Below are 13704 nucleotides of genomic sequence, written 5' to 3'. Positions count from 1 at the left end.
TCAGATCCAGGGTCTGACCTGGAATGCAATCACGGCCACCACCGGCCGCCCGCGCGGCCTATCGCGGGCTTCGCGCGCTCCGTTTGTTTCGGGCGTAAGCATTCAGAGGCCATCACCGATGAACGCCCCGAAGATCAAAAGCGGTCATAGGTGATGCCGCTGGAACGGCACGTTCGAAACAAACGTGGGAGCGCGCGAAGCCCGCGATAGGCCGCGCGGGCGGCCGGTGGTGGGCCCTATTGGACATTTCGCCGGGCGCTCGAAGATCAAACCGGCCTTGCGGCCTCTCGGGGCTTCGCCCCTCCCACGTCGTGGCGTGTTGCGCCTGTGATGTGGGAGGGGGCAAAGCCCCCGAGAGGCCGCAAGGCCGGTTTGATCTTCGATCAGATCCAGGGTCTGACCTGGAATGCAATCACGGCCACCAACGGCCGCCCGCGCGGCCTATCGCCAGCTTCGCCGGCTCCCACATTTGCTTCGAACGTGCCGTTCCAGTGGCATTGCCTACGACCGCCTTGGTGCATGGCGAGCGATCGTCGAACATCAAGAGCGGTCATAGGCGATGCCATTGGATGCATATAAATCGCAACCGATGTAGGAGCCGACGAAGCTGGCGATAGGCCGCGCGGGCGGCCGGTGGTGGCCCTTTTATCTGCCTGGTCTGTGGGGTGTCTTGAAAATCTGGCCGCCACAGGCCACCCATGCCAAGGTGAACAGGTAGCCGAACAAGGTCACGGCCATCCACCCCGGCAGTAACCAGCGGTCGCTGGCGTGCTCCTGCTGCTGACATTGCAGCTCGCTTGAGCATCGGGCAAAGCAGACTTGCGTGTCCCCTACCCAGCAGTTCGCCACGGCGTTGCCATAGCGCTCGACTTTGAGCTTCTGGCCGGAGGCGATCAACGCCGGGGAATGGACCAGGCTGCGGCTATGCCAGATGAACAGCTGCTCGGACGCTTCACCGGCGTCATCCGCTCGGATCAACAGCTTGTAGCCATTTCGCTGATTGTCTACCCAGGTGATACGCCCCTCGCTGCGGGCCAAGGGCCTGTCGATCATGACCGGCTCCCCGGCGATCCAGTCGGCGATGGGATAGGCCAAAAATAGGGCCAGCCAGACGATATGGACCTTGGGCTCAAGGCCGTTGAACAGGCGTGTTATCCAGGGGGACATGGGCAAGTGCGAACGCGGCAGGGCATTGAAGAGTGCCATGCCGGGTAAGCAAATGCAAAACGCGACTATTGAGGTGAATTGCCTGGGTTGCGGTGCGATATGGCCACTAGCGGTCGCCTCGAGATTCAATCACGGCCACCACCGGCCGCCCGCGCGGCCTATCGCGGGCTTCGCGCGCTCCCACGTTTGTTTCGAACGTGCCGTTTCAGTGGCATTTCCTATGACCGCCTTGGTGCTTGGCGGTCTATCGTCGAACATCAAAGGCGGTCATGGGCGATGCCACTGGATTCACGCAATCGAAACAAACGTAGGAGCGCGCGAAGCCCGCGATAGGCCGCTCGGGCGGCCGGTGGTGGCCATATTGGACATTTCGCCGGGCGCTCGAAGATCAAACCGGCCTTGCGGCCGCTCGGGGGCGTCGGGAGCGCCCGGCCGGCCCCCTTCTATGTCGGGCGCCGATCTAATGTGGGTCGGATCATGGACCCCGAAAGGCCAGAAGATCGATCTGGCAGGCGCCCACCGGAGTCCGGTTGTGTTCGCTGCCCCGCTCGGCTAACCTTCTGCCGCCGCTGCCAAATCAGCGGCCGGGGTTAGTAGCCCGACCAAACCTAGGCGCTTCAGCTACATAGCGTTTTGCCGACTCACGTCTGCAGAAAAATCGTTATGGCAGCTGTGCGCAGGGCACCTCGTGTGCGCCGGGTCCTAGGTCTCTGGTCTACTAACCTGTGTCACAGCTGCCACCCCATCGTTTAGTAGCGATCTGTGGCGGCTTCTTCAATCCTAGGAGCTCCACCATGACCGATCCCAAGCTCGACCCCCACCGCATCGTCACTACCACCGCCCTGCCCTTCGGCAGCCCCAACATCGACACGCCCGACCCCTTCAGCGTCAATCCCGGCATCCCGTTGAAAGATGCCCTCACTCATATCGCCCACCTCCTTGCCTGCGGCCACGCGTCGGCCCTGGAAATGTGCGACACGCCGATGGCGGACCGGGGATTGTTGTGGTCGACGATCAACAGCATCGAAGCGGCCAGGGCGCTGACGGACTCGTTGCTGGTCTAATGATGGCTAGGTGGCGACCGCTGGGGCTGCCTGGCTTGAGGTGCGATATGGCCACCAGCGGCCGCCTCGAGATTCAATCACGGCCACCACCGGCCGCCCGCGCGCGCTCCCACGTTTGTTTCGAACGTGCCGTTCCAGGCTGATCTTCTATGACCGCCTTGGTGCTTGGCGGTCTGTCGCCGAACATCAAGAGCGGTCATGGGCGATGCCACTGGATGCACGCACTCGAAACGAACAAGGGCGCGCGAAGCCCGCGATAGGGCGGTGGTGGCCCTATTGGACATTTCGCCGGGCGCTCGAAGATCAAACCGGCCTGGCGGCCTCTCGGGGCTTTGCCCCTCCCACGTCGTGGCGTGTTGCGCCTGTGATGTGGGAGGGGGCAAAGCCCCCGAGAGGCCGCAAGGCCGGTTTGATTCGATCAGGTCCGGGGTCTGACCTGGAATGCAATCACGGCCACCACCGGCCGCCCGCCCGGCCTATCGCCAGCTTCGCCGGCTCCCACATTTGCTTCGAACGTGCCGTTCCAGTGGCATTGCCTACGACCGCCTTGGTGCATGGCGAGCGATCGTCGAACATCAAGAGCGGTCATAGGCGATGCCATTGGATGCATATAAATCGCAACCGATGTAGGAGCCGGCGAAGCTGGCGATAGGCCGCGCGGGCGGCCGGTGGTGGCCATATTGGACATTTGGCCGGGCGCTCGAAGATCAAACCGGCCTGGCGGCCTCTCGGGGCTTTGCCCCTCCCACGTCTGTTGTGAAATTCAATCATGGCCGCCATCGCCCCCCCGGAGAGTGCCAGCTAGCCACTCATCGTTGTCGTGGCTGGCCCCATCGCGCGCCTGCGTAGCTGCGCTGTACCACCTCAATACCTGATCAGCTCCTGCCCCGCCAACTCCCCCACCCCCTCGCACCCCAGCAGGATCAGGCTGCGACGCAACTCGTCGGCCAGCAGCTGCAACGCTTTCTGCGCCCCCGCCTGGCCGCCCACGGCGACGCCGAACAGCGTGGCCCGCCCCACTAACACGCCATCAGCGCCCAGGGCCATGGCCTTGACGATGTCGCTACCACGGCGCACGCCGCTGTCGAGCAGGATCTGCATCCGGCCCTTGACCGCTGCAGCGATCGTCGGCAATACCGAGATCGACGACGGGCTGCCGTCCAGCTGGCGACCGCCGTGGTTGGTCACGACGATGCCGTCCAGGCCCAGGGCCAGGGCTCGTTCGGCATCGGCCGGGTGCAGCACGCCCTTGAGAATCAGCAGGCCAGACCAGCGCTCGCGCAACCTGGCCAGGGCCTGCCAGTCCAGTGCGGTGTCCATCTGGTTGCCGAGAAAGTTCTGCGCGCCGGCGGCGTTCTGCGCCTCCCTGGGCAGATACCGATTGAGATTGCCCAGGCTGGGCATGCCGCGCGGCCACAAGGTGTTGAGCATCCAGCGCGGGTGGCCGAGCACGTCAAGCTTGTTGCGCAGGGTCAATTGTTGCGGGCGCACGAAATTGCGCCGGTCCCACTCGCGGTTGCCGAGCACGGTGGCATCGCTGGTCAGCAGCAGGGTCGACACCTGCAGACGCTCGGCGCGCTTGAGCAGATCTTCCTGCACCTTGGGGTCGCGCAGACAATAGAGCTGCAGCCACAGGTTGACGTCGGGCACCTGCTCGACAATCTGCTCCATGGCGCTGGTGGACACGGTGCTCAAGCAGAACGGCACCCCCTTGGCGGTGGCGGCGCGGGCCAGCAGCAGGTCGGCGTCACGTCGCAGCATGGCGTTGTAGCCGGTGGGCGCAATGGCCAGCGGCAGCGCCGAGGGGCGGCCGCTCAAGATGGTGTCCAGCTGTGGCGAGTGCACACCACGCAGGGTTCGCGGGCACAGGCCCAGGCGCTCGAAGTCGCGGCCGTTGGCAGTCAGTGTGATCTCTTCCTCCGCCCCGCCCGCGAGGTACTCCCAAACGAAATGCGGCAGCAGCCGCCGGGCCAGGTCGGCCAGCTCGGGGATGCTCTGCACCCGCGCCAGATCATTGCCAGTGTGGTATCGGCGCATCGACTAATCCTGAAGTGACAGAGCGGTATAGACAGGTCAAGCAAGCGGCGCGCCAAGCCGCCGCGTGCAGGAATCACCGGCTGGCAACCCCGCCCGAGCGCCGCCTGATGCCCCGGGATGGGGCACGCAGCGGGCCCTCACGGCCGCTGGTGCTCGGGCAGGCCATTTCAGTCGTTGCGCGCGGCGTGGGCCCAGCGGGTGTCCAGGCGCGGTGCGCGCACCTTGACCCGGCGTTGGGTCTTGGTCAGACGCTGCCACAGGTACAACGGTTCGTGCACCGGCTCGGGGTCCTTGAGAAACAGCATGAGCACCGCGCTCAGCGCGTAGAGGCCGGTGAACGCCCAGACCACCCCGGCCAGGCCGAAGCGCTCACTGAAGATGGCCACCACGGCGGGGCCGACCCAGGTCGATGCCCCCGCGCCCAGGCTCAGCACCGACAGGGCGGCCGCCTTGTTCTGCGGTGCCAGCGCCGGCGCCAGGGCCGACAGCGGCACGAAGCAGGCCAGGGTCAGGCCGTAGAACGCGCCGAACAGCGAAGCCAGCAGGAAGTTGTGCGGGAACATCTGCGGCATGAAGAAGAACAGCGGCGTGCTGACGGTGCTGCCGATGGCGCCCAGCCAGAGGATGGTGTTGCGATAGCCCAGGCGAGTGCTGACGACGCTGGAGGTGATATTGCCGATGATGTTGAACACGAACACGATGGTCAGCAGGCGCAGCCACTGCTCCAGGGTAAAGCCGACGGTGTGCATGAAGAAGCCCGGCAGCACCACCAGAAAGCCGAACATCGACGAGGTGTTGATGATCCGCACGACTCCGGCCAGGGTGACCTTGGGCCGGTGCCACATGATGGTGACGTTCTTGGCCATGGACACCAGCGGCCGCTCCCCTTCGGGGGCCAGGCGGCGCATGCCGTGGGCTTCGCGCAGGCCGACAAGGCCGACGATGCCGCCCAATACCACCAGCGCGAACGACAGCCAGAAAGTGTTCAGCGCGCCGATCAGCGGGATGGCGAAACTGGCCACCAGGGAACCCAGCGTCGGCAGCCCAGCCGCGTAGGCCACCCAGAACCAGCCGACCGCCAGGCCCATCTTGCGCGAAGGCGTGGCGGCGGCGATCCACACCAGAAAGCCGTAGGCGAACAGTGGGTAGCCGAACCCGCGCAGGCCGTAGGTCAGCAGGATCATCGAGTAGCTGAGGGTTTTCAGGCCGTAGATCAGGAACAACGCCTCGAACAGGCTCCAGATGATCAGGCCGAGTAGCATGACCCGTTTCGGGCCCCACAGATTGGACAGCGCGCCGGCGAGCCAGGAGGAGATTCCGACGGTGACGCCGTAGAGGGTAAAGACGGTGGCGATACGACTTTCGTCCATGCCACGACTACTGAGGTAGGGCGAGAGGTAGCCCAGCTCGACACCGTCACCGATCATGAAGATCAGCAGGCCGACGAAGCCCCAGAACAACGCTGGAGGGATGCCGAATCTGTCGCACAGGCGTACGAATGGGGATTGCGGAGTGGATTGATCGCTCAATGGTCCGGTCCTTTTTTGCTGCTGGCGCTTGGGCGCGCCAAATGAATGGCCTCTACGAGGTTGACTGTGTGGGCAGGCTTGAACGCGCGCCGTTGGCGGTCACCGGGTCGGGCCAGAGGCTCGACGAATCCGGCGGCAGGCAGCGACGCTCATATCCACTATTGTTGGGATCTTGGCGTCTGTTGCCTTTTTGTTATCGCACCTGAATGGATTCAGCACAACCGCCGGGGCAGAGACGGCCTGCGACGATATGTCCGAGGTAATGGCGCTAGGCCATGTGGGCTGGGGGCTGCGGGGCAATGAAAAAAAACATGAAAAATTTCTGTGCAGGCATTACCGATCGACCTGGCGGCCGCTTGGGGGGCGATGCCCCCTGCCGCTGATGCCTGGGGCGTCAGGCAACCTTGGCGATGTTGCGAGCCACCCCGCGCAGGTCGCTGATGGACAGGTCCAGGCCACTGAGGTGGCGTTCGATAAAGGCGATATCGGCGGAGTTGTCGGCCAGGCGCGAATGGCGCAGGTACAAGGCGTGGCCGCGGAGCATGCGCGACAACGCGTCGAGATGAGCGGCGGTGTCCTCCAGGTCATGTTGTATGTTGTCCAACCGTTCGATCTGCATGGCCTTGCTCCGAATTGCACTGTTGATGATGGGGCGTTCCTGGCCCAGGACGTCTCAATTCATCGAGATCCGCATGCCGTTATTCGGCCGCTATGATCTCTATCGGCAACCTCGTTCACCGCTTCAACTCTATCGGGTAACAGCTTGTTGTACATCTTGACACAGATGGCTGGGCAACTGGCAGTGAATCAGCTGTCGGCCTTGTCCTGCAACTGGCCAGGCGCCGGCCTGCCGCTGTCCAGATAGTTTGGCGCCGGAAAATTCGCGGTGAGGTGGCACTGCCACTCCTTCAGCTTCAGGCGGCGGGCAGGTGCGCCAGTTGCTCGACCGGGATCAACCCGCGCAGGATCAGACGGGTCGCGGTTTCGATCGCCGCTTCATGATCGATGGCCGCGACGCTGGGCTGGCTGATGCCGGACATCTGCCACCCCAGGCTTACCGACGATTGTGCCATGGACCAGATCGACAGCAGCAGAAAGTGCGGGTGCATGGGTGCCAACAGACCGCGCTCGATCCAGCGGCCCAGGCAGCCCACGCTGATGCTGGCCTGGTCGCGCCACTGGTCGGCGTATTGGCTGGGCAGGCGCGGCGCGCCTTCACGCAGCTCCACCATGAACACCTTGGCGGCATGGGGTTCGTCGCGAAACAGCCGGATCATCGCCCGCAGGTGCCGCGCCAGCGCCTGCAGCGGTTCGTCTTCGGCGCTGAAGGCCGAGCAGGCTTTCAGATAAGGCACGGCGATGCGCTCAAGCACCCGGGCGTAGAGCTTGTCCTTGGATTTGAAATGGTAAAGCACATTGGACTTGGGCAATCCGGCCTGGACAGCGATGCCCTGCACGGTGGTGCCGGCGTAGCCATCATTGGCGAAGACCACGTCGGCTGCCAGGAGGATCTGCTCGCGAACCTTCTCCGGCGACGCCTTGAGCGAGTCGAACAGGCCCTGGACGCGAGCGGCGCCCTGCCCGTCGGCGTCCAGGCGTGGATGGAACGGCATGATGTACATGGCGGTACTCTTGTTATTGCCTCTGTTATTGCCTGCCCCTGAAGGCATCCAGAGCGCAATATACAAAGGTATATAGCGATAACCTAGCGCTGTTTTGCAGCCGCACGCCTACCATGTCGCCGATGAGGGTAAGGCCCGCCTGCTGGCGAGCCCTGGCCAAATCGCAGGCAAAAAAAAGCCCGTGATGGGGGCACGGGCTGGGGATATCAAAGGAGCAGGATCAAACCTACGCCTCTTCAGGTGAAAACTTCGTGATGCAAGCCCGGGCGGCAATACCGCCCGTCAGTTCCTCGCCTGGCGAAAGTCGCCGGCGTTGAGATCGGCCTGTTCGCCGAGCGGGCGCAACCCGGGCTCGTCGGCGGTCCACTGCGGCGCTGGCTTGACCACCGTGCCCTTGGGCGTCAGTTGACCGTGGATATAGGACACCTGACCCCACACGTAATGGGCGACGAACAGGGACGTGGCGCCGATCACCACCACGCCGAGCATGGGCAGCATGCGGCGGCGCAGGGGGGGCTTGCTGAGCTGGATGCCTCGCAGGAGCATAGTGCTTTCCTGGACGTGAACAGACCTCTGATCATAATGCCGGGCCACAAAATCGCAAGCCCGGTATTGTTTCAGCGCCCTGTTACGGTGCGACCCTGGCCAGGCATCAGCCAAATGTGAAGGCGTAGGCCTGCACCCCGGGGTCGAGAAACTCGATGCTGAAGGTGTGATCGCTCACCGGCCCGCTCTGGCGAATCAGCTGATACAGGCGCTGCTCGGTGACGGTGCCGCTGCCGTCCGGCGCCACATCGCTGCCATGGGCCTGGGACGGCGCCTGGCCATCGATCCTGACCCGAAAGCGCACCGGCTTGCCATCGCTGCCCGGGCCCAGCACCAGGTGCAGGTCGCGGGCGTGAAAGCGATAGGCGATGCGGCCCCCGGCGCCGTCCAGCATGGCTTGCTCGCCGCCCACCCGCCACTGGCCCTGCAGGCCCCACTGGTTCAGTTGCCATTGGGCGGGCAGTTGGTAGGTGGCCGACTGGTCGGCGCTGGCGGCTGGGCTGGAGGCAAAGTTTTCTGCCCGCTGATAGCCGATGTAGGTTTCCGGCGACTGCATGTCGCCGGCGTCCGTGCCCTGTTGCACACCGCTGGCGTCGGCCTTGACTAGGTCGCTGGCGACATCCTTTTGCCCGGCTTCACGCAGTAGCTGCTGGATCACCCGCTCGGACTCGGCGTAGTTGCCCTCGCCAAAATGGTGGAAGCGGATGCGGCCCTGGGCGTCGGCGAAGTAGTGCGCCGGCCAGTACTGGTTGTCGAACGAGCGCCAGATCTTGAACCCGTTGTCGATGGCCACCGGGTAATGGACGCCAAGTTTGGCCATGGCCGCCTTGACGTTGTCGACGTTCTGCTCGAAGGCGAACTCTGGCGAATGCACGCCGATCACCACCAGGCCCTGGTCGCGGTACTTCTGCGCCCAGGCCGTGACATAAGGCAAGGTGCGCAGGCAGTTGATGCACGAGTAGGTCCAGAAATCCACCAGCACCACCTTGCCCTTGAGCGCCTCGGCGCTGAGCGGCGGCGAATTGAGCCATTGCACCGCGCCGGAGAGGTCCGGCAGCTGGCCTTCGACGGGCAGCTGGCCGTCGGCGCCGACGACCGGCGAGTTGTCCCTGCGCCCGACCACCTTGTCCACCAGGCTCTGTTCCAGGCCGTCGGTCGAAGCGCTAGAGACCTGGGCCAGGATGCCGGTGTCCAGCCCAGTGGCGATGGCCAGCACCCCCAGCAGCATGGCCGCGCCGAGTGCCTTGCGTACCCATTCACCGGCGCCGATGGAGCGTTTCATGGCGGCGAACACCTTGCCGCCCAGCAGCAAGGCGACCGCCAGCGACGTCGCGGCCCCCGCCGCGTAGGCCAGCAGCAGCAAGGTCCTGCCAACGCTGGCGCCCTGCAGCGCCGCGCCGGTAAGCACCAGGCCCAGAATGGGACCCGCGCAAGGGGCCCAGAGCAGGCCCGTGGCCACGCCGATCAGGAAGGAAGCGCCAGGCCGCGGGCGGCTGTCGTTGCCCGCCGCCTGGGAAAGGCGGCTGCCGGCGGCCACCAGCGGCCGCGTCAGGCGGTCGGCCAGCTGCGGGAACAGCAACGTCAGGCCGAACAGCGCCACGAACAATAGCGCCAACCAGCGCCCGTACTGGTTCAGCTGCACCACCCAGGCGCCGCCGACGGCGGCCAGCGAAGCCACCAGCGCAAAAGTGATGGCCATGCCCGCCAGCAGCGGCAGGCCGCTGCGCACGAACGGCTGGCCAGTGCGGGCGAATACGAACGGCAGAACAGGCAGGATGCATGGGCTGACAATCGTCAGAACCCCGCCCAGGTAGGCAAGAATGATGAGCAGCATGGTGAGGTGGACCTTGTTCGAGTGACCGGGGTTGTGATGTGCTGGCAGCCTAGCGAGCGCCCGTTGAGCAAGTCCTCACGGCCGTTTAAACAATTTGTGATAATCGCGCCGCCGCACTCGCTATATAGTCACATTTATAGCGCCTCAGCCATCCGACCATCCCCCAAGGAGACCCCCACCGTGAGTGCACAGCCCAAGGAAGCCACTGGCGAGGCCTACGACATCCAATCCATGCGCCATGCCCAGCACATGACCTGGCAGGCCATCGAGCGCCTGGCGCAACGCATCAAGCCTGGCATGCTCGAATCCGAGGCCCGCGAGCTGGGCAAGCAGGTGCTGGCCGAGCTCGACACCCAGCGCATCTGGCACCCACTGCTGGTGCGCTTCGGCGCCAACACCCTGAAGACCTTCAAGGAACGCTCGGACGGCGACCCGGCCCTGGGCGAGAATGACATCTACTTCATCGACATGGGCGCCGTGTGGCAGGGCCACGAGGGTGACGCCGGGCAGACCTTCACCACCGGCAACGACCCGCAGAGGCGCGCCTGCGCCGATGCCGCCAGGACGCTGTTCGAGCGCGTGCAGACGCGCTGGCAGCAGGAGCGCGTGCCGGGCCAGGCCTTGTACCGCTACGCCCAGGAGCAAGCCCAGGCGATGGGCTGGACACTCAATTTGAACATCCAGGGCCACCGCGTCAGTGACTTCCCCCACGCGATCCACCGCGGCGGCGACCTGGGTGCCTTCGAGCACTACCCCAACCCTGGGCTATGGATTCTGGAAATCCAGATCGCCCACCCGAGTGGGGCCTATGGGGCGTTCTACGAGGACCTGCTGGCCTAGGCGGGCGGCTGGAGGGAAGGGGGCGAAGCCCCCCGGAAGGCCGCAAGGCCAGTGACGCCCGAATCAGAGGGCCTTGGCCGCCTCGACCCCCGCCGCGCTCAACTTGATCGGGTATTCCAGCGGCTCCCTGCTGCCTTGCACCCAGCCCTTGTCCTGCAGACTCTGCAGGCACAGCGCGACCTGCTCCGGCCCGCGGTAGTTGTCCAGCACTTCCTTGCCCAGGCCAGCGCTGCCGGCATGCAGCAGGCGGGTCAGGACTTCTTTTTCCAGCTCGTTGGTCACGGTCATCACGCTATCCTCTTGCAGTTTCCAAGTGTTCAAGGTTGCCACTGCGTCGCCTTGCCGCTGAGTTTGCGGTCCAGAAAACTGGCAGCGCTGATCAACGCCAGATGGCTGAGCGCCTGTGGCGTGTTGCCCAGGTGCCGGCCGTGGCGGTCGAATTCTTCGGCGTACAGCCCCAGGGGGCTGGCATAGCGCAGCAGCTGGGTGAATTCCAGATGCGCCTGTTCGACGCGCCCGGCCCTGGCCAGGCATTCGACATACCAGAACGAGCAGGCGGTGAACGCGCCCTCCTCGCCTTGCAGGCCGTCGCTGTTGACGCCGTCGTTGCGGTAACGATAGACCATGCCATCGCGCACCAGCTCGCGCTCGATGACCTCCAGGGTGGCCAGCCAGCGCGGGTCGCTGGCACCGACGAAGCGCACCAGCGGCATCAGCAGCATGGCGCCGTCGACCTCCTGGCTGCCCAGGCTCTGCACGAAATGGCCGGCCTTGGCGTCCCAGAAATTGCTCCAGATATCATCGTGGATGGCCTGGCGCACCTCGTCCCAGCGCATGAAGGGTGCCGGCAGCGACCGCTTGTTGGCCAGGCGCAGGGCGCGGTCCAGTGCCACCCAGCACATCAGCCGCGAATGCAGGAAGTGCCGCCCTGCACCACGGATCTCCCAGATGCCGACGTCCTTTTCCTGCCACTGCTCGCACACCCGGTCGACCAGGGTGATGACATGTTTCCAGCCTTCATGGGAGATCGCCTCGCCATACTTGTTGGCCAGGTACACTGCGTCCAGCAGTTCGCCATAGATGTCCAGCTGATGCTGCTTGTAGGCACCGTTGCCAATGCGCACCGGCTGCGAGCCGGCGTAGCCGGCAAGGTGGTCGAGGGTCGCTTCGGGCAGTTTCTCCTCGCCCTGCAGGCTGTAGACGATGCCCAGCTTGGCCTGTTCCTCGCAGCAGGCGCCGACCCGCTCGCGGACCCACTGCACGAAGGCATTGGCCTCGCTGGTGTAGCCCAGGCGCATGAAGGCGTAGACGGTGAACGAGCCATCACGGATCCAGGTGTAGCGGTAATCCCAATTGCGCTCGCCGCCGCGGGTTTCCGGCAGGCCGAAGGTGGCGGCGGCGACGATGCCGCCGTGCTTGCGCGAGGTCAGCAGCTTGAGCGCCAGCGCCGAGCGATTGACCTCCTCGCGCCAGCGGCCGTTGTAGTTGGACTTGCCGATCCAGTCACGCCAGAACGCCAAGGTGTCGGTCAGGCACTGGCTGCCCTGCCCGGCCTTGACCAGCGGGTCTTCGCTGCCGCCCAGGATGAACTCGGCGCTTTCGCCTTCCTGCAGGGTGAACTCGGCGATGGCGGCGTGCTCATCCAGGCGCATTGGCTGGGTGCTGGCCAGGCGCAGGGTGGGCTGCTGATCGGCTTCGAACCACACATCGTCGCCGTCCATGCCGGCGCGGGTGTCGGCGCGGCTGTAGTCGTGGCGCACCCGGCAGCACATGCGCACGTCGGCGCTGCCGTTGATTACCACGATCCGCCGCACCAGACGCGGCAGGTCGTCCTCGCTGATGCCGATGGGCATCAGGTCGGTGATTTCCACCACGGCGCTTTCGCTGATCCAGCGGGTCAGCAGTACGTTGGTATCGGGCAGGTACACCTGCAATCGGCGGGCATCGTCCAGTTGCGGCGCCAGCTGGAAGATTCCCGCCTTGGGGCTGTCGAGCAAGGCGCTGAACAGCGATGGGCTGTCGAAGTCAGGCCAGCAGAAGAAGTCCACACTGCCGGTGTCCGCAATCAGCGCCGCGCTGCGCATGTCACCAATGACACCGTGGGCCTCGATGATGCTCTGCGGCTCCTGGTCGAACGATTCTCGAGTGCTGGAATCAGCCATTGTTGCGAAACCCCGCGTACAGGCTCATGCCGCCGTCGATGAATAAGGTAGTGCCGTGTACGTAATCGGACGCATCGCTGGCCAGCCAGACCACCGCATTGGCCACGTCTTCGGCCTCGCCGATGCGCCCGTACGGGATCAGCTCGAGCAGCTTGCGCTCGGCTTCCCCCTGGGTGTTGGCGCTGTTGATCGCGGTGCGGATCGCCCCGGGGGCGATTGAATTGACGCGGATGCGCTGCTCGCCCACTTCCTGGGCGATGCTGCGCATCAACAGGTCGATGCCGCCTTTGGAGGCCGCATAGTTCACGTGGCCGGCCCAGGGGATGAGCTGGTGCACCGAGCTCATGTGGATGATCTTGCCGGCAGCCCGCGACACCCAGGGCCGTGGCCCCTGGCTGGCGAACTGGCGCAGGGCGGCGCGAGCGCAGAGGAACTGCCCGGTCAGGTTGACTTCCAGCACCTTGTTCCAGTCGGCCAGGGTCATGTCGACGGTGGCGGCGTCCTTCTGCATCCCTGAATTGGCCAGCAGGATGTCGAGGGCGCCGAAGGTGTCGAGGGTCTTGGCGAAAAGCTTTTCGACGTCCGCCTCCTGGGACACGTCGGCGCCCACGGCGATGGCCTTGCCACCAGCCTGGCGAATTTCTTCGGCCAGTCGTTCAGCGGGTTCGGCGTGGGCGTTGTAGTTGATCACTACCGCAGCGCCCGCTGCGGCCAGGCCTTTGGCTGCGGCAGCACCGAGCCCGGAACTGGCCCCGGTGACCAGCGCTACTTGCTTGTCGAGTGAGATGTGCATGTGCGCCATTGTCTCCATAAGGGTCTCTAGAGACTGACTAGGGGTGGCGGCGGGAGTTCAGGGCACCTTCGGCAATTGCGGTTGCCCAAGTTTTACAGGCCACTTGAAAG

Annotated in this window: 12 protein-coding genes; 2 read left to right on the top strand and 10 right to left on the bottom strand. The window is 64.8% G+C overall.

The annotated features are described in order from the left end of the window. Window positions 1-645: 645 nt before the first annotated feature. Window positions 646-1296: a hypothetical protein gene (locus SFA35_RS11900; RefSeq protein ID WP_320578567.1), complete on the bottom strand. Its 651-nt coding sequence runs from the start codon at window positions 1294-1296 to the stop codon at window positions 646-648. A gap of 665 nt (window positions 1297-1961) precedes the next feature. Here SFA35_RS11900 and SFA35_RS11895 point away from each other — a divergent pair. After that, window positions 1962-2231, top strand: a complete 270-nt coding sequence (locus SFA35_RS11895; RefSeq protein ID WP_320578565.1) for a DUF3077 domain-containing protein — start codon at window positions 1962-1964, stop codon at window positions 2229-2231. Between the two features lie 864 nt (window positions 2232-3095). Here the strand turns inward: SFA35_RS11895 and SFA35_RS11890 are convergent. The 6 genes from SFA35_RS11890 to SFA35_RS11865 form a co-directional block, all read right to left on the bottom strand. After that, window positions 3096-4268: an alpha-hydroxy acid oxidase gene (locus SFA35_RS11890; protein WP_320578563.1), complete on the bottom strand. Its 1173-nt coding sequence runs from the start codon at window positions 4266-4268 to the stop codon at window positions 3096-3098. Window positions 4269-4435: 167 nt separating this feature from the next. Next, the gene (locus SFA35_RS11885; protein WP_320578561.1) at window positions 4436-5797 is read right to left on the bottom strand and encodes an MFS transporter; all 1362 of its coding nucleotides are present in this window, start codon (window positions 5795-5797) and stop codon (window positions 4436-4438) included. Window positions 5798-6191: 394 nt separating this feature from the next. Next, complete coding sequence (locus tag SFA35_RS11880; RefSeq protein WP_320578559.1) at window positions 6192-6416, bottom strand: hypothetical protein; 225 nt, start codon at window positions 6414-6416, stop codon at window positions 6192-6194. A 295-nt stretch (window positions 6417-6711) separates the two neighbouring features. Continuing rightward, window positions 6712-7419 (bottom strand): TetR/AcrR family transcriptional regulator, encoded by a 708-nt coding sequence (locus tag SFA35_RS11875; protein WP_320578557.1) that lies wholly within the window; start codon window positions 7417-7419, stop codon window positions 6712-6714. Between the two features lie 282 nt (window positions 7420-7701). Beyond that, a complete protein-coding gene (locus SFA35_RS11870) occupies window positions 7702-7965 on the bottom strand; it encodes a hypothetical protein (RefSeq protein ID WP_320578555.1) in 264 nt (87 codons plus the stop codon). Between the two features lie 106 nt (window positions 7966-8071). Further along, a complete protein-coding gene (locus tag SFA35_RS11865) occupies window positions 8072-9799 on the bottom strand; it encodes a cytochrome c biogenesis protein DipZ (protein ID WP_320578553.1) in 1728 nt (575 codons plus the stop codon). Between the two features lie 180 nt (window positions 9800-9979). Here SFA35_RS11865 and SFA35_RS11860 point away from each other — a divergent pair, with 180 nt between their 5' ends. Further along, window positions 9980-10639 carry a M24 family metallopeptidase gene (locus tag SFA35_RS11860; protein ID WP_320578551.1) on the top strand — a complete coding sequence of 220 codons (660 nt, stop codon included), beginning with the start codon at window positions 9980-9982 and terminating at the stop codon, window positions 10637-10639. Window positions 10640-10702: 63 nt separating this feature from the next. Here the strand turns inward: SFA35_RS11860 and SFA35_RS11855 are convergent, their stop codons facing one another. The 3 genes from SFA35_RS11855 to SFA35_RS11845 are packed head-to-tail and all read right to left on the bottom strand — an operon-like array spanning window position 10703 to window position 13594. Next, window positions 10703-10927, bottom strand: a complete 225-nt coding sequence (locus SFA35_RS11855) for a hypothetical protein (protein WP_320578549.1) — start codon at window positions 10925-10927, stop codon at window positions 10703-10705. A 29-nt stretch (window positions 10928-10956) separates the two neighbouring features. Then, window positions 10957-12801, bottom strand: a complete 1845-nt coding sequence (locus SFA35_RS11850) for a glycoside hydrolase family 15 protein (RefSeq protein WP_320578547.1) — start codon at window positions 12799-12801, stop codon at window positions 10957-10959. After that, window positions 12794-13594: a glucose 1-dehydrogenase gene (locus tag SFA35_RS11845; protein ID WP_320578545.1), complete on the bottom strand. Its 801-nt coding sequence runs from the start codon at window positions 13592-13594 to the stop codon at window positions 12794-12796. The genes SFA35_RS11850 and SFA35_RS11845 overlap by 8 nt, the downstream gene beginning before the upstream one ends. Window positions 13595-13704: the final 110 nt, after the last annotated feature.

Origin of the sequence: Pseudomonas sp. HR96 (assembly GCF_034059295.1) — a bacterium.
Taxonomy (GTDB): domain Bacteria; phylum Pseudomonadota; class Gammaproteobacteria; order Pseudomonadales; family Pseudomonadaceae; genus Aquipseudomonas.
Note: the sequence above shows the minus strand (reverse complement) of the source record. Positions and strands in the feature narration are given on the sequence as shown.